General features: G+C 67.8%; 16 protein-coding genes. 6 read left to right on the plus strand and 10 right to left on the minus strand.

Going from position 1 to position 16264, the window contains the following annotated elements; translation table 11 throughout:
• Positions 1-184 precede the first annotated feature (184 nt).
• The 6 genes from ligA to MEBOL_RS06530 all read left to right on the plus strand — a co-directional run bounded on the left by ligA (position 185) and on the right by MEBOL_RS06530 (position 7958).
• Entirely contained in the window at positions 185-2212 is a 2028-nt protein-coding gene (gene ligA, locus MEBOL_RS06505) for an NAD-dependent DNA ligase LigA (protein WP_095976597.1), read from the plus strand.
• A 14-nt stretch (positions 2213-2226) separates the two neighbouring features.
• On the plus strand, positions 2227-2511 hold the full coding sequence (locus MEBOL_RS06510) for an acylphosphatase (protein ID WP_095982618.1): 285 nt from the start codon (positions 2227-2229) through the stop codon (positions 2509-2511).
• The gene (locus MEBOL_RS06515; RefSeq protein WP_095976598.1) at positions 2508-2954 is read left to right on the plus strand and encodes a DUF3052 family protein; all 447 of its coding nucleotides are present in this window, start codon (positions 2508-2510) and stop codon (positions 2952-2954) included. The genes MEBOL_RS06510 and MEBOL_RS06515 overlap by 4 nt, the downstream gene beginning before the upstream one ends.
• Positions 2955-3494: 540 nt before the next feature.
• Positions 3495-5954 (plus strand): Rne/Rng family ribonuclease, encoded by a 2460-nt coding sequence (locus tag MEBOL_RS06520; protein WP_095976599.1) that lies wholly within the window; start codon positions 3495-3497, stop codon positions 5952-5954.
• Positions 5955-6072: 118 nt separating this feature from the next.
• Positions 6073-7491, plus strand: coding sequence for a YhjD/YihY/BrkB family envelope integrity protein (locus MEBOL_RS06525; protein WP_095976600.1), 1419 nt, complete (start codon positions 6073-6075; stop codon positions 7489-7491).
• Between the two features lie 125 nt (positions 7492-7616).
• Complete coding sequence (locus tag MEBOL_RS06530) at positions 7617-7958, plus strand: HU family DNA-binding protein (RefSeq protein ID WP_095976601.1); 342 nt, start codon at positions 7617-7619, stop codon at positions 7956-7958.
• Here the strand turns inward: MEBOL_RS06530 and MEBOL_RS06535 are convergent.
• The 10 genes from MEBOL_RS06535 to MEBOL_RS06580 form a co-directional block, all read right to left on the minus strand.
• Positions 7955-10030: a flagellar biosynthesis protein FlhA gene (locus MEBOL_RS06535; RefSeq protein ID WP_095976602.1), complete on the minus strand. Its 2076-nt coding sequence runs from the start codon at positions 10028-10030 to the stop codon at positions 7955-7957. The two genes, MEBOL_RS06530 and MEBOL_RS06535, sit on opposite strands and share 4 nt — an antisense overlap.
• Before the next feature lie 31 nt (positions 10031-10061).
• A complete protein-coding gene (locus MEBOL_RS06540; RefSeq protein ID WP_170115457.1) occupies positions 10062-11072 on the minus strand; it encodes an EscU/YscU/HrcU family type III secretion system export apparatus switch protein in 1011 nt (336 codons plus the stop codon).
• On the minus strand, positions 11069-11863 hold the full coding sequence (locus MEBOL_RS06545) for an EscT/YscT/HrcT family type III secretion system export apparatus protein (protein WP_095976603.1): 795 nt from the start codon (positions 11861-11863) through the stop codon (positions 11069-11071). Before MEBOL_RS06545 ends, MEBOL_RS06540 begins: the two co-directional genes overlap by 4 nt.
• Entirely contained in the window at positions 11860-12129 is a 270-nt protein-coding gene (locus MEBOL_RS06550) for a flagellar biosynthetic protein FliQ (RefSeq protein ID WP_095976604.1), read from the minus strand. The genes MEBOL_RS06545 and MEBOL_RS06550 overlap by 4 nt, the downstream gene beginning before the upstream one ends.
• A gap of 4 nt (positions 12130-12133) precedes the next feature.
• Positions 12134-12799: a type III secretion system export apparatus subunit SctR gene (gene sctR, locus MEBOL_RS06555; RefSeq protein WP_095976605.1), complete on the minus strand. Its 666-nt coding sequence runs from the start codon at positions 12797-12799 to the stop codon at positions 12134-12136.
• Complete coding sequence (locus tag MEBOL_RS06560) at positions 12796-13200, minus strand: hypothetical protein (RefSeq protein WP_095976606.1); 405 nt, start codon at positions 13198-13200, stop codon at positions 12796-12798. The genes sctR and MEBOL_RS06560 overlap by 4 nt, the downstream gene beginning before the upstream one ends.
• An 8-nt stretch (positions 13201-13208) precedes the next feature.
• Entirely contained in the window at positions 13209-14366 is a 1158-nt protein-coding gene (locus MEBOL_RS06565; protein WP_245919510.1) for a FliM/FliN family flagellar motor switch protein, read from the minus strand.
• Between the two features lie 133 nt (positions 14367-14499).
• The gene (locus MEBOL_RS06570) at positions 14500-14958 is read right to left on the minus strand and encodes a hypothetical protein (protein WP_245919512.1); all 459 of its coding nucleotides are present in this window, start codon (positions 14956-14958) and stop codon (positions 14500-14502) included.
• Between the two features lie 3 nt (positions 14959-14961).
• Positions 14962-15753 carry a flagellar M-ring protein FliF gene (locus tag MEBOL_RS06575; protein ID WP_095976607.1) on the minus strand — a complete coding sequence of 264 codons (792 nt, stop codon included), beginning with the start codon at positions 15751-15753 and terminating at the stop codon, positions 14962-14964.
• 10 nt (positions 15754-15763) lie between these two features.
• On the minus strand, positions 15764-16255 hold the full coding sequence (locus MEBOL_RS06580) for a globin family protein (protein ID WP_095976608.1): 492 nt from the start codon (positions 16253-16255) through the stop codon (positions 15764-15766).
• Positions 16256-16264 lie beyond the last annotated feature (9 nt).

Here is a 16264-nt window from a genome sequence, read left to right on the forward strand (position 1 = left end):
GGGACCACTCGGGTGGAGGAACCTTGTGCTGGGAAGTGGCGCCTGACGGGTAGGACAACAACCCCCATGCGCGCCGCAGGAGGTTATTGACCACCTCCCAAGCTGTCAAGGCATCCTCGCGCCCTACTCAGTCAAGGCAACACCGAGCCAGAATATTTCCGTCCAGCCGCCGAGCCCCCCCGACGTGACCGCCCCGAAAACCGACGACGCCACCCGCATCGCGCAGCTCCGCAAGGAGCTCGCCCACCACAACCACCGCTACTACGTGCTCGATTCTCCGGAGGTGAGCGACGCGGAATACGACCGGCTCATGAGGGAGCTGCAGGAGCTGGAGGCGCGCCATCCGGAGCTCGTCACCGAGGACTCGCCCACCCGGCGGGTGGGCGGCACCCCGGCGGAGAAGTTCGAGAAGGTGCGCCACCTCGTCCCCATGCTGTCGCTGGCCAACGTCTTCGACGACGAGGAGCTGAGCGACTTCGACGAGCGCATCCGCCGCCAGACGGGCCTGGCGAAGGTGGGCTACGTGTGCGAGCCCAAGCTGGACGGACTGGCCATCACCCTGCGCTACGAGCAGGGGCGCTTCGTCCGGGGCGCCACGCGAGGAGACGGCACGGAGGGCGAGGACGTGACGGCCAACCTGCGCACCATCCGCAGCCTGCCCACCGAGCTCCTGGTCCAGGACGGCGTGACGGCTCCCGGCGCCATCGACGTGCGCGGCGAGGTCTTCATCTCCAAGAAGGACTTCAAGCGGCTCAACGACAAGCGGGAAGAAGAAGGCGAGCCGCTCTTCGCCAATCCGCGCAACGCCGCCGCCGGCAGCCTGCGCCAGTTGGATCCACGCATCACCGCCTCGCGGCCCCTGTCGCTCTACCTGTACGAGTGCGTGCCCGGCGAGGGCGTGCCCACCTTCCGCTCGCACACGGAGAAGCTCGGCTACCTGCGCTCGCTCGGCCTGCCGGTGAACCGGGCGGTGACGGTGGAGGACGTGGACGGGGTGCGCGCCCAGTACCGCGCCTCCGTCGAGGGCCGCCATGCCCTGCCCTTCGAGGTGGACGGCATGGTGGTGAAGGTGGACGAGGAGGACCTGCGCCAGCGGCTGGGACAGGTCTCCAAGAGCCCGCGCTGGGCCGTGGCCTACAAATTCCCGCCCGAGGAGGAATCGACGATCGTCGAGTCCATCCAGGTGTACGTGGGCCGCACGGGCGCGCTCACGCCGGTGGCGCACTTGAAGCCGGTGAAGGTGGGCGGCGTCACGGTGAGCCGCGCCACGCTGCACAACGAGGACGAGCTGCGCCGCAAGGACGTGCGCCAGGGGGACACCGTCTTCATCCGCCGCGCGGGTGACGTGATTCCCGAGATCGTCAAGGTGGTGGAGACGAAGCGCCCCGAGGGCACCCAGCCCTTCGTGTTCCCCACCGAGTGTCCGGTCTGCCACGCGGCGGCCACGCGGGACGACGAGGGCGCCATCATCCGCTGCACGGGCGCCACCTGCCCCGCCCAGCTCGTGGAGAAGGTCCGCCACTTCGCCTCGCGCACCGCCCTGGACATCGAGGGCCTGGGGGAGAAGCTCGCCGCGCAGCTCGTGGAGACGGGCCTCGTGAAGACCTTCGCGGACCTCTTCCACCTCACGCGCGAGCGGCTGCTCACGCTCGAGCGCATGGGCGAGAAGAGCGCGGACAACCTGCTGGCGAGCATCGAGCACGCCAAGCAGACGACCCAGCCGCGCTTCCTCTACGCGCTGGGCATCCGCCACGTGGGCGAGTCCACCGCGCGGGTGCTCGCCGAGGCCTACCCCGACGTGCGCGACCTCTACGAGGCCTCGATGGAGGACATCACCCGCGTCAAGGACGTGGGCCCGACGATGGCCGCGGTCATCCATACCTTCTTCCATGAGCCGCTCAACCGCGACGCCATCGAGGCGCTGCTCTCCGCCGGGGTGAAGCCCGCCGCGACCCGCGTCGTCAAGACGGGCCTGTTCGCCGGCCAGACGGTGGTACTCACCGGCGGGATGAGCGGGATGAGCCGGGAGCAGGCCAAGGAGGAAATCGAGCGCCGGGGAGGTAAGGTCTCTGGAAGTGTCTCGCGCAAGACTGACCTCGTGGTGGCGGGCGAGGACGCCGGCAGCAAGCTGAAGAAGGCCCAGGAACTCGGGGTAAGAATCCTGGACGAGCAGGGCTTCCTGCAGCTGCTCCAGACGGACGTGAGAGGATAGGGAGCGTGGGCACCATGGACAGGCGGCGGACAGTCCTGCGGATTCGAGGAAGGGTGCAAGGCGTCTTCTTCCGGGAGAGCACCCGCACCGAGGCCCTGCGGCTGGGACTGACGGGCTGGGTGCGCAACCTCTCGGACGGCTCGGTGGAGGCCCTCGCCGAGGGTCCCCCCGAGGCCCTCGAGGACTTCGTCCGCTGGTGCCATCGCGGTCCCCCCCAGGCCCAGGTCACGGGCGTGGAGCGCGCCGACACCCCGGCACAAGGCGAGTTCACTACCTTCATCGTGGAGCGCAGTTCATGAATCCCTACGCGCCAGCCTCCTTGAGCTCCATGCTGGGCATCAAATCCGGCAGCAAGGTCTCGGTCATCAATCCGCCCCGGGGCTTCGTACAGAAGCTCAACCCCCTGCCCGAGGGCGTGGAATTCCTCATCACCGCCCAGACGGGTCTGGACGTCATCCTCTTCTTCACTCAGGACACCCACGAACTCGTCCAGCGCCTGCCCGCCCTCTCGCGCGCCATGACGCTCCAGGGCGGCATCTGGGTGTGCTGGCCCAGCGGCGAGGGCATCAAGACCGCCCTGTCCGAGGACTTCATCCGCCAGGCCGCGCTCGACATCGGCATGGTGGACAACAAGTTGTGCCTCATCGATTCCACCTGGACGGGCCTGCGCCTGGTGCGCCGCCCCCGGGGCCGCCTGGACAAGCCGGACCACCGCAAACGGGCCCCCACCGCCCAGGCCTGAGGCTCCCTGGGCTGCCAGACGGCGGACATTTTCCACGTCCCGCCTTTACACGCCGGATCAGGCGTGAAAACCTTTCGCTGTTTTCAGGCCTCGGAACTCTCCGCCAGGGGTGGGGGGTTCAGTCGCCAGTGGATTCGAGATTTTGAGACGGGTGCGTTCCCGGCAACCCGGGCGCGCTGGCCGCTCCGAGCTTCTCGCCGCCCCCAAGGCGCCCGCGGATGGGCACCGACCGGGTGAGGAAGGCCAGAAGCCGGGTGGCTCGAGCGCCAGGGCTGCCTCGAACGCTCGATATGGCAAGTCCCCGCCCGGCGAGGTGCCGGTAGCCGCGGGGCGACATGAACTCGGAGGAGCAGGTCGTGGTTCCCTCAGCCCCCCCTCGCGCGCGAACAACCCGCCCCCGCATCCACGGGTGGGACCTCGTCCGCGCACGGAGTGGAGCCGGGACCGCCTCTCCCCTCGCAGCGCGCTCGGAAGCAGGAGACGCCGTCGCCTCCCGTCCGCCGGAGCTCACGCCTCCTCGCGCGCGCCCAGGATTCGTCCATGAGCAGCATCCTCGTCATCAACGCCGCGGGCCGGGAGACCCGGGTCGCCCTCGTCGAGAACGGGCACATCGCGGAGTTCTACCTCGAGCGCAAGAAGGACAAGGGAGTCGTCGGTAACATCTACAAGGGTCGCGTGGTCCGGGTGCTCCCCGGCATGCAGGCGGCCTTTGTCGACATCGGGCTGGAGAAAGCGGCCTTCCTCTACGTCAGTGACGTCGTCTACGACCCGGATTTCGCTCGCGCCCAGTTCGAGCTGACCGAGGGCGAGCACGAAGACGCCCTGGACGTGCCCGAGGAGTCCGAGGCCGTGGCCGCCGAGGAGGCGCACCACGAGCCCGTGCATGAGCCCGCCCATGAGCCCGAGCTCCCCGAGCACGCCCCCGTCGCGGCCGAGGCGTGCGTTCCCGGCGTGGAGGCGGCCCAGGCGCCCCTGACTCCGCCGGAGACGCCCGCCCCCGCCGAGCCCGTCCTCGAGAGCCCCGCCCTGTCCGCCGAGCCCCCCGCTCCCCCGGTTGAACTCGAGGCGGCGCCGGTCGCCCTCGAGTCGCCCGCCGTCCACGAGGCCCCCGTGCCCGTGAGCGAGGCGGCGCCCCCGACCGTGGAACTCGCCCCGGAGGCGGCGCCGGCCGACGCCCTGCTGCCCGCCCCGGCCGCCGAGACGGCCCCCGTGGCCGAGGCCCCGTCGGCTCGTCCGGAGACGGCCTCCGGTGAGCGCCGCGCCCCTCGGGACAATCGCGAGGCCGCGCGCGAGGCCCGCGAGACCCGCCGCGACTCGAAGGACCGCGAGAAGGACAAGGTCCGCAAGCAGCGCGAGGAGCCGCAGCGCAAGCGAGAGGACGACAAGAGCAAACCGCGCAAGACGGCGAAGATCGAGGAGCTGCTCAAGGTGGGCCAGGAGGTCGTGGTCCAGATCTCCAAGGATCCCATCGGCACCAAGGGCGCGCGCCTCACCTCGCACATCTCCATCCCGGGCCGCCACCTGGTGTTCATGCCCACGGTGGACCACGTGGGCATCAGCCGCCGCATCTCCAACGAGAAGGAGCGCAAGCGCCTGCGGGAGATGGTCGATCGCTTCCGTCCGCCCGGCACCGGCTTCATCGTGCGCACGGTGGCCGAGAACGTGCCCCAGGAGAAGCTCGAGAGCGACATCCGCTTCCTCATCGAGGTGTGGAATCAGGTCGTGCGCCGCAACGAGAAGCGCGGTGGCTCGGGCCTGCTGCATCCGGACCTGGACCTCATCCTGCGCGCCACGCGCGACCTCTTCGCCCATGACGTGGAGAAGCTGGTCGTGGATGACCGCGAGGAGTACGAGCGCATCCTCGGCTTCGTGAACGCGCAGGATCCGGCGCTCAAGGACCGGGTGGTGCTGCACGAGTCGGACGAGCCCATCTTCGACGCCTACGGCATCGAGCACGAGCTGCAGCGCGCCACCCAGCGCAAGGTGTGGCTCAAGAGCGGCGGCTACCTCATCATCGACCAGGCCGAGGCGCTCACCGCCATCGACGTCAACTCGGGCCGCTACGTCGGCAAGAAGAGCCTCGAGGAGACGATCACCAAGATCAACGTCGAGGCGGCCAAGGAGATCGTCTACCAGCTGCGGCTGCGCAACATCGGCGGCATCATCATCTGCGACTTCATCGACATGGAGAAGCCGCAGAACCGCGACAAGGTCTTCAAGTCGCTGCAGGAAGCGTTGGGGCGGGACAAGGCCAAGACGAACGTGCTGCGCATCTCCGAGCTGGGCCTGGTGGAGATGACGCGCAAGCGCGTGCGCGAGTCCATCGGCCGCGTCCTCCACGAGGACTGCCCGTACTGCGACGGCAAGGGCTTCGTGAAGACGGCCACCACCGTGGCCTACGAGATCTTCGGGGAGATCCGCCGCGAGGCTCCGGGCTACAAGGATCCCACGCTCGTCATCAACTGCAACGCCGAGGTGGCGCGTCTGCTCCAGGGCGAGGAGCGGCAGGAACTGCGCCACCTGATGGACCGCTACAACAAGTCCATCCAGGTGAAGGCGCAGCAGAACTACCACCGCGAGCAATACGACGTGTACGGCCGCAGCGCCCAGGGAGGAGACCACAAGGTGGCCTCGTCACCGGGCTCCGGAGACGGCGAGCTGTCCATGCAACGTCGGCCGGAAAGCGGCGGCGGCGGTGAGCGAGGCTTCCGCTCGGAAGGCAACCGGGAACGGGAGCGCGACCGTGGCGGTGGAGGGGGTGGCCGGGACCGGGAGCGCGGCGGCGGTGGCGGAGGAGGCGGTGGGGGTCGGGAGCGCGACCGAGGTGGAGGCCGCGACCGCAATGGAGGCCGCGACCGCAACCGCGGAGGTGAGCAACGTCGCTCCGAGCCGCGTGAGGCACGAGGGCAGGCGCCCTCGACGGGCGAGGCCCAAGGCACGGGCTCCGCTCCGCCCTCCTCCTCGGGAGGGGGCAACAACGGGTCCGGAAACGGACACTGAGTCCGTCCTTCCACCCGGGCCTGAACACGAGCCCGGGTGATGGGACGCCAGGGGGGCAAGCGAGTGAGGACTCCCCCTGGCCGAGCCCCCTCGGCATTGGCTAGCCTGGAGGACTCGGATGTGGACCTTCCCGCCCCCCCTCCTTCAACGGCTGAGCATGGGTGCACGCCAGTGGCTCCAGTGCACCTGGGCACCCCTGGCTCGGACCCGGGCGGGCCGTTTCGCCGGGGACACGCTGCTCGCGGTACGCGGTCTGGCGCGAGGCTTCCTGGGCGAGAACATCCGCGTGAGGGCCGCGGCGCTCACCTACATCAGCGTCTTCTCCCTGGTGCCCTTGCTGACGGTGGTGCTGGGCATTCTCGGCGCCTACCACCAGCAAGCCTTTCAACACCGTCTCCGGGAATTCATCTCCGCGGTGCTGGCGCCGGGCGTGCGCGAGGAGTCAGCGGCCTTCCTGGAGGGATTCCTCGATCCGGTCAACGCGACGGCCATCGGGAGCGCGGGCTTCCTCGGATTGCTGTTCTCCGCGGGCTCGCTGCTGCACAACATCGATGTCTCGCTGAATGAAATCTGGGGCGTGAAGAACCACCGCTCCTGGTGGATTCGTGGCCTCGTCTACGCGGGATTGCTCCTGCTCGGCCCCCTGATGCTGGCCCTGTCGTTCGCGGGGACGAGCGGCATGCGCTCCCTCCTCGCGGGCACCCATGCCTCCATCTTCCTGGACGTCTTCGAGCTGCTGTTCAGCGCGGTGTCTCCCATCATGATCACCGGGGGGCTCACCCTCATCTACCGGGTGACGCCCAACACCCACGTGCGGATGCGTTCGGCCCTCGCGGGCGGCCTGGTCGCGGGAGTCGCCTGGAGCGTGGCGCGGCACGTGTACACGGGCATCGCCGCCTATGGCTTCCGCAACAACCCGCTCTACGCCTCGCTGGGTGCGCTGCCCATGTTCCTGGCGTGGCTATACGTGGACTGGCTCATCTTCCTCACGGGCGCCCGCCTCTCCTACGCCGTGGAGCACACCACCTTCCGCGATTCGCTGTGGATTTTCGGCGCCCATCCGAGGGCCCGAGAACTGGTGGCGGCCCGGTTGGCACAGGAAACCTCTCTCGTCTGGTTCGATGGCGGGATCCCCCCCCTCCCCCGGGAACTGGCCCTGCGCCTGAGAGTCCCCGAATCGCTCGTCGACGAGGTGGCGGACTCCCTGGTCAAAGCGGGTCTGATGATCCGCCACCGCCGGGGCGGCCTGTTGCCCGCCCGTCCTCCCGAGGAATTGACCCTGGCCGATCTGACCCTGGCCGTCCACGGCGTCTACAACCCCGGCGAGCCCGGTGCATGGAATCCCCCACGGGCCGACGGCTTCCAGACCCTGGACGCGTTTTTTCGGCAGTCGGATGCCCTGGGACTCGAGGTCCTGCGCCGCACCCGGTGGGTGGATCTCGCCATCCTGGTGCGTCCCGGGCTCGCGCCGCCGCACGCCCGCTCCACCCCTCCTGGCGTCCCCGCCCACGCGCTGAGGGATGGCGGAAATCCGTAACGTTTCTGGGAGGTTGGCCGCCCTCGCGGCCTTGCGCCCGGGATTCGATCTGCTATCGTTCCGGGATTCGACCACGGGCCACGCGCCCTGATGACGAGGGGTTACGCGGTTTGCGGGAGCATGCGATGCTCAAGTCCGATCTGATCAACGTCCTCGTCGCCAAGAAAGGCATGACGCAGAAGCAGGCCGAGGCCACGGTCGAGACGATCTTCGAGTCCATGAAGGACGCCCTTTGCCGCGGAGAGAACATCGAGATCCGCGGCCTGGGGGCCTTCCACGTGAAGAACTACCAGGGCTACCAGGGCCGCAACCCCAAGACGGGGCAGATCATCCCCGTGAAGCCCAAGCGGGGCCTGCTCTTCCGCACGGGCAAGGAGCTCAGGGATCGGGTCAACCGGCCGCCGCCCCAGACGCCCCAGTCGGACGTCTCCTTCGACCCCAAGCGGGGAAGCGGAAGCAGCTACTAGCCCGCCAGTGACAACCGCCCCAACGGGCGGATTTGCAGGCTCATGTCCAGCTCACCGTAGGTAAGAACCGCGACCTCGGGAAAGGCCCCCTCGCAGAGTTTGCGCAGGGTCCGCCTGACATCCGGCGCCGTGAGCAGCACGGTCTGCCCACCCGCGGCGATGCGCTTCACCCCCTCCAGGATTTCCGCGATGCGCTCGGGAGCCGGAGCCGGTCCCCGCGCTCCCGTGGAGCGCAGCGTCTCCTCGATCTCCGGATCCACCAGGTAGGCGAAGAGCGGCCCGGAGGGAGCGAACTTGTGACTCAGGTAGCGGGAGAGCGCCTGACGGCACCGCTCGGCCAGCGCCGAGGCATCCCCCTCGGTGGTAGGCGCCACCAGGGCCTCGAGGATGGCGCGAATGTTCCGGATGCTCACCTGCTCCTCCGCGAGCTTGCGCAGGACTTCCGTGAGCAACGGCAATGGGACCTTCTGGAGCGCCTCCTTGACCAGGGTGGGCGCCTGGGCTTCGAGCCCATCCAGCAGCCCCTGCACCTCCTGGATGCCCAGGAAGCCCGCCACACGCACCCGGAGGACGCTTCGCAGATGCTCGGCGATGAGTTCTCCGGCGCTTCGCACTGACACCTGGGCCATCTCCAGACGCGCACGCCCTTCCAAGGGAACCCGGCTGATGGGCCTGCCCGAGAACGGTTCCGCCGCCAGTTCCGCCTGAAGCTCCAGGAACGCCAGTTCCTCGGGCCGGGCCAGGGCATAGAGCATGGCCGGCACCACCTGTCCCATCCCCGCGGGAACCTCGTCGATCAGGAGCCGGTAGGTACCTGGAGGAAGGTAGGTGGCCTCCGTGCGGACCTGAATCCCTGGCACGCGTACGCCCAAGTCCTGGAAGAGCTCATCCCGAATCCGGTTGAGCACCTGGTGAACGAAAGCACTCCCCTGAGCCTGGGCCAGGGACGTGAGATCCGGCGCGAGTTCCACCGTCAGGGGTGTCACCCCCACGGGCGCCATCGTGCTCATGGGCGGAGCACCCGGCCCCGCGTTCGGCGCCACCCGCGCACTGGCGTCGTCGGATTGGACGGCGTCAGGGGGAGCCTCCACGGGAAGTTCCTTCATGCGCCGGAGGCCATAGGCGAGCCCACCCAGGGCCGCGGCCAATCCGAGGAATGTCAAATGAGGCATCCCCGGCATCACGGCGAGCGCCACACAGAGCGCGGCCACCACCCAGAGCGCCCGGGCGTCACCAAAAATCTGTGAGCCGATGTCCGAGCCGAGGGAGTCCTCCTCCTTCTCCGAGGCCACGCGCGTGACCACGAGTCCCGCGGCGACCGCGATGCACAAGGAGGGAATCTGCGACACCAGTCCATCGCCCATGGCGATGAGCGCATAGGTGGAGGCCGCCTCGGTCAACGTCATCCCGTTCTGAAGGACGCCAATACAACTGCCTCCGAGGAGGTTCACCGCGACGATGACCAGACCCGCGATAACGTCTCCCTTCACGAACTTCATCGCGCCGTCCATCGCACCGAACATCTGGGATTCGCGCTCCAGATCGCGTCGCCGGCGGCGGGCACGTGCCTGGTCAATCGCTCCCGCGCGCAGATCCGCGTCGATGGACATCTGCTTGCCGGGCATCGCGTCCAGGGTGAAGCGCGCGGAGACCTCGGCCACCCGCTCCGCCCCCTTGGCCACCACGAGGAACTGCACCAGGGTGAGAATGGCGAAGATGACCGCGCCCACGACGTAGTCACCCCGGACCACGAATTCGCCAAACGCCTGGATGATTTCTCCCGCATGTCCCTCCGCCAGGGCCAATCGCGTGGAGGACACATTGAGCGCGAGCCGAAAGAGCGTGGTGAACAAGAGCAGCGTTGGAAAGGACGTCACCTTCAACGCATCCCGGGCATAGAGCGCCGCGACCAGCAAGGAGACCGCCGCCACCAGATTGAGTGCCAGTCCCAGATCCAACAGCCAGGGAGGCAAGGGAATGATGAGCGCCCCGAGTACCGCGACCATCGCCGCGGCGAGAACCCCCTCCGAGGACTCGCGAGCCCGGAGCAGCATCTTCATCAAGCGGTTCATGACTTCTTCCTTCATGGATGCACGTCCACGTCTACGATTCCCGGGCAACCCGGAGCACCGCCGCGGCCGCCTGGTACAACTCCTCGGGGATTTCCTCGCCGACGTCGTAATGGACAAGGCTGCGAGCCAACGGCACATCCCGAACCACTGGAACGCCGAGCCGTTCGGCCTCGCGTCGCAGTTCGAGCGCGTCCGCCTCCCGCCCCTTGCCGACCAGATAAGGTGCGTCACACTCATCCTGGTCATAGCGAAGCGCGACCGCGATGTGCGTGGGATTGACGACCACGACACTCGCCTTCTTCACGCCTCGCGCCGAGCCTCCCGCCGCCAGTTGACGATGGGCCGCCCGGCGCTGCCCCTTGTGGTGGGGATCCCCCTCGCTCTCCTTGTGCTCGCGCTTCACCTCCTCGCGCGTCATCATCAATTCCTTCATGTGCCTTCGGCGTGCGAGCACGTAATCCCCCACGCCCAGCACCACGAGGACCCAGGCGAGCCTCCGCGCGAGCGAACCAAGACGGCCCAGGAGGTGAACCACTCCGTCCGGCCCTTCTCTCCAGACCGTCCGCATGACATCGGCTCCCTCATCCAAGGCCGTACTCCACACGAGCCAGGTCATGACCGCCGCCACGCACAAGGCCTTCCCCAATTCAATGAAAGGCCTCACACTGAAGAGTTTCTTCAATCCTTCCATTGGATGGATGCGCTCGAGCTTCGGCATCGCATGTTCCGCGTTCAATTCCAGGCCGCTTGTCGCCACGGAGACACCGAGAGACGCCAGCCAGGCCGCCAGGAGAGGCGGCCCCGCCCAAAGCACCATCCACCCCCCCGCTTCTCGCAATGCACCCGTGGGCTCCTGGGAAAGCATCAGCCGGACCGTCCAGTCCTGGAGTTGCCTGAACCCCAGAGGGGCCACCGCGAGGACGCCCAACAACCCCCCGAGAGTCACCACGCTGGAGGACAGCAGTCGACTGCGCGGAATCCGCCCCTTGCGGCGCGCCTCCCGCAGACGTTTCGCCGAAGGTGGCTCCGTCTTCCCACTCACCGCGCCACCTCCGCCAGGTGGAACAGCGCGTCCTCCACGGAGAGAAAACTCGCGAGCAGCCGATCACACAGCACGCCCACGCCCAGCCACAACAAGGCGCCCCCCGCGAGAATGCGCACGGGAGCGCCCATCTCCTGAAGATTCACCTGGGGCGCGGCACGCGACACCATCCCCCATAGACAATCAACCGTCATCGTCGCCGCCGCCACGGGCGCGCCCACCGCGAATCCCGTTGCCAGGGCACCTCCAACAAGTCCCACGACGTGAAAGGCCGCCCCCTCGGAGGGCACGTACGCCCCCAATCGCACCCAACCAAATCCTCGCACCAGACCCGAGAGCACGAGGGGCATCAGTCCTCCGGTCACCACCATCCCGACGAGCAGTTGGTGGAGTGCATCCCCCGAGGCGGACTCGCGAGTCCCAGTCACCGGCAGACTCGCCTCCGCGGACGTTCCCCGGAACAGGTCGATGAAGCGGCCCCCCATCCTCGCCGCATCGAAAGGCAACGCCGCCACCAACCCCAGCGCCGTTCCATAGGAAAGTTCCTTCACTGTCAACGCGGCCAGTTGCACCGGCGTCTCCACGGGCGTGGACAAGGATACACCCGCTGTCTGGTGAAGAAATAAAGCGAGGGTCAATACCAGTGTGAGCTTCACCCTCGTGGGAGTGGCTTGCCCTCCCAGCAACGGGCAGAGAAAGGCGACTGGCAGCAATCTCGCGGAGCACAGGGCCACGGACACCACGCTGGGACCCAATCCCTCCAGGAGTGAACGAAACAGGTCGAGGGTCATCCGCCGACCTCCGCGATGATTCCCAGAACCCGTTGCGCGAAAAGGGTGAGTTGCCCGGCGATCCACGGTCCAGCCACCACCAAGGCCAGAACCGCCGCACACAACTTGGGCACCACTGTCAGGGTGCTCTCCTGCAACTGGGTGGTCGCCTGGAAGAGGCTCATCAGAAATCCCACCACCAGACTCGCCCCGATGGGCGGAAGGGAGGCAAGCACCATCAGGAGCAAGGCCTCGCGCCCGAGTGACAACAGCACGTCCTGGCTCATGGCATCACCGGTAGCCGAGGATGAGGCCGCGAGCGAGCAGCGACCAACCATCCACCGCGACGAAAAGGAGGATCTTGAAAGGCAGGCTCACCTGACTCGGCGACAACGACTGCATTCCCAGCGCGAGCAAGACATTGGCGATGACCATGTCCAGCACCAGGAACGGGAGGAAGACGAGAAAGCCAATCTGGAAGGCTTCCTTCAACTCGGTGAGCACGAAGGCGGGGATGACCACGAAGAGTTCATCCTCGTTCACCCGCTCCGCGTCTTCCGGCGGACGCAGTTCGCGTGCCAGTTCCACGAGCCGCTCCCGCTCCTCGGCGCTGCCGTGTTTGACCAGGAAGGAGCGCAACGGTTCGGAGACCTTCATCGCGGCGTCGAGGATACGTTCTCCAGAGCCGATGTCTTGATAGACGACCTGGCCCGCCTCATACATGCGCTCCATGACGGGAGCCATGATGTGGCCCGTCAACACGGCGGCGAGTCCCGTGAGCACGATGGTGGGAGGTGCTTGCTGAGTTCCCATCGCCGAGCGCGCCAGGGACAACACCACGGCGATCTTCGAGAAACTGGTCAACATCATCACCGCGAAGGGCAGCAGGGACAACAACGCCAACAGCCCCATCATCGACAGGGGACTGCCCGCGAAGGACATCTGGGAGAAAGTCATGACAGCGACTCCTTCGCCAGGGAATGTCCCCCCGTGCACCGCCCCGAGCGGGGTTTCTCTCGCACCGGACCGCGCATCCGGCGGATCTCCGAGAAGGAATCCCCGAAGACCACGAGGTAGTGGCTGCCCTCCACGTCCACCAACGCCAGTCCACACCGCTGGGACAAGCCCGCCCGAGACACTACCCGCAGAGGCTCCGCGCGCATGAAACGGGTGCCGCTCCGATCCCGTCGCCTGAGCCACCCCACCCCCACGACCAGGGCCACGCCCCCCAACAGCACTCGCGCCACCGAGGTCACGGAGGTCTCTCCCCACCGTGCCATCACGGCCAGAGCCAACACCAGGCCCAATGCCAACACCATTCGTGCACGCGGAGACATGAACCAGAGCGAGGGATTCATGAGAGCGCTCACGGCAGGAGGCAGAGGATTCGCGCCCCGACCTCTCCCTCGATGTCCACCAATTCCGCCCGTGCCACCGCCCGGTCTCCCACACGCAACAACACGGGTTCGCTCGCGCTGATACGCAGCGGCAGTAAGGCCCCGGGCTTCAGCACCGCGAGTTCGGAGAGCGGCAACATGAACCGCGTCAGTTCGATCTCCACATCTACCGGGAGCGGGGGCATGCCCTCGCTCCGCTCATTCACCTGCGTCACCATGTCCTGCTCCTGGAGAACTCCGCGCGAATGAGCGCGGTTCAGAGAAAAACCCTGGGGAGAGAAGTCCCCCCTCAACTCAAACCCCTTCAGCACCAGGCGCCCGGCACCGGACAGGCCCGAGCCCTCCCAGCGCAGGCCCTCGAACAAGATGACGTCGCCAGCCCCCAATGCGCCCCACGCCTCGCGTGGCAAGGACGCGCACCCCATCCGGCACCAAGCCGCCAACTTCGCCGCCAACACCTCGGAGGCGATCCCCTCGTCCCGCTCGACCGGCAGGTCCTTCCATGCCCCGTCGAGGACCTTCGCCGGAAGGAGCAGCCGCCCCCCCGCGGTCGTCCGCCCCACCGTCACGGTCAACTCCACCCCCAGGTGTGGCTGCCGGTTATCCAGGCGCGCCAGGGTGTCCGTGCGGCTCATCGTCACTCCGGTGAGCCGCGGACTGAAACGTCTCCACAACTCCTCCTGGCCCCGCAGCGCGTACAACACGGACAGGCCCAGGAAGGCGAACGAAGCCTCCTCCAGGCGCGTCAGCCCCGTGAGAGGAACAGACTTCGTTTCCGACCCCGATAGACGCTCCAGCCCAGCGAAGAGCACGGCCGGCTCCAATTCCAGCACCGCCGTGCCTCCCGTGGCGGACAGGTCCACCCAGGCGAACGCGGCTGTATGCGCCAACCCCGACGCCGGCATCACCACCGACTCCAGCACCCGCGCCTCCACGCGCACGTTACAGCCCAACTCCCGCTCCAGCGCTTCGCACACGCTCAGCAATGCCCGCTGGCCCAGTCGTCCCACCTGAGGCCGCTGCCGAAGCATCACGTGGGCACGTGACAATCTCCGAATGCCGAGCCGGCGAAGCCCCATCGCCTTCACCGTGGTGGACTGAGTGTGATCGCCAAGAGGACTCCGCATGGTTCGCTCCGCGCCGTGCATGAACCAACCTCTTTCATCTCCAATGCCAGGAGCCCACGTCGTGAATCCGCTCGATTGGGCGGCGCGAGCATCCTGAATCGGGATGGCGCATCCCAAGCGATGGAAAGGGACATCAGCGCGTGGCTTCTCGAATGAGGCGCTCGGCCCATGTGCCGACCCTGGCTGGTACGGCGGTATCGGCCGGCTCCATCTGGAATGAGGGAAAGAGACTTCGATGAAAGGAAGGCAGCCGTCGGAAGATTTCCCGCCGCAAGACCCCTGGCGCGTCCTCCATCATCTGGCGCAACCGGGCCGCCGCATCTGGCCGTACTCCAAACTCCACCGCGACCCGCGCCTGCCGCCTCGCGGAGGAAAGCGCGGTGAATCCCGCGAGATAATCCCTGGCTCGCGTCGCATCGGACTCCGTCAACCCGTCCAGCAGCGCCGCCGCCCGCTCCCGGCCCAGCACCAGGGCCACCAATGCCAGACGCTCCAGGGGAAGGGGCTCCAAGACAGGTGTGGGCCGCGAGGCGAGAGACGCTGGCGCCTCGGGTGCCTTCGCCCGGAAGCGCACGATCCGCGTCGTTTCCATGGCTCACCCTTTCGAGGGCCGCACACCCGTCACCACGGGTCGCGCGGGCACGGGCGAAGGGACACTCCGGACGTCCGCCCTGGCGCGATCGCGCCGTGAGCGCAACGTCATGACACACAGCCCCACGGACAACCCGGTGATCACCAGGCACAACACGGCCAGCAGGACGCGCAGCCGAGTCAGGGGAGAGGGAGCCACGGGAGGTGCCACCACCCGGGTGGACACCTCGTCCACCATGAGGGACACCGCGTCGGGGGACAGTCCCTCCACGCCTCCCGCCAACAGGGCTCGCAGAACCTCCCGAGACGCCTTGAGTTGTTCCGCATGGCCCGGTGCCGCGCGCAACAACGCCGACGCCTTCGCGGGTACCGGTGGCTGTCCAAGCCTCGGCGGTGGAGGCACCACCAGATGCACCCTGGCGAGGAGCACCCCCTCCACCGTCTGAAGCGTCTTCTCCAACCCCTGCTCCATCACCCGCACCCGGCACAACTGCTCTTCCACCGGCGTGCGCACGAACCCGCCTCCCCCGAAGACGTCGCAGCCCGTGTCCTCCGCGGGCCGCGGCAAGCCCAACTCGGCGAGAATGCGCACCGCGTCCGAGCCCTGCTCGTCGGCCACCTCGATGGCCCATGTCGGCTTCTTGCCCGCCTCGGGCACCTTGCGCGCATCGAGCCCCCGCTCGACGAGCACCCTCTGCAACTCATTGGCCTGGCGCTCGTCCAGGCCATGTTGAATGCGGTCCTGACACCCCGTGAGCCACACGAGCAGCAGGAAGACACAGCGTCGCACGCTCATGGACGGCTCCTCACACCTGGGTCTGCAGAACCTGCTTCACGCCGCCCGTCGCCTTCTCGATGACCTTCCCCGCGAGATCGAGCTCCTGGCTCGCCCGATACACATGGGCCTGGAGCGCGAGCAATTCCGCCGGAGAGAAGGATCTGCCGGACTCGGCCAGTTCCAGGATGTGGTCCAGGCGCTTCTGCGCCTCCCCCACCCGATCCAACGCACGCACCACGTGTGGCGAATGCGCGGCGTGCACCGGAGGCACCCCGTCCGCGCGCGCCACCGAGGTTCCCCCCGGTGCCCGCTCCACGCCTTCCGCCTTGCACGCTCCGCGGACCGCCTCCGTCCGCTCGGCGGACATCCGATGCGGCGCGCCCTCGCTGGCCACCGGCAATCCCGGAGGCCTCGCGTGTCCCTTCATGCCCTCCAGGACCTTGCCGAAGCCCCCTTTGCTCGTTTCCAGGACGGGCGCCGCGCCCGCCCCACTGATCGCTCCCACCTTGCCCATGGCCATGGCGCGCCC

Origin of the sequence: Melittangium boletus DSM 14713 (genome assembly GCF_002305855.1) — a bacterium.
GTDB lineage: Bacteria > Myxococcota > Myxococcia > Myxococcales > Myxococcaceae > Cystobacter > Cystobacter boletus.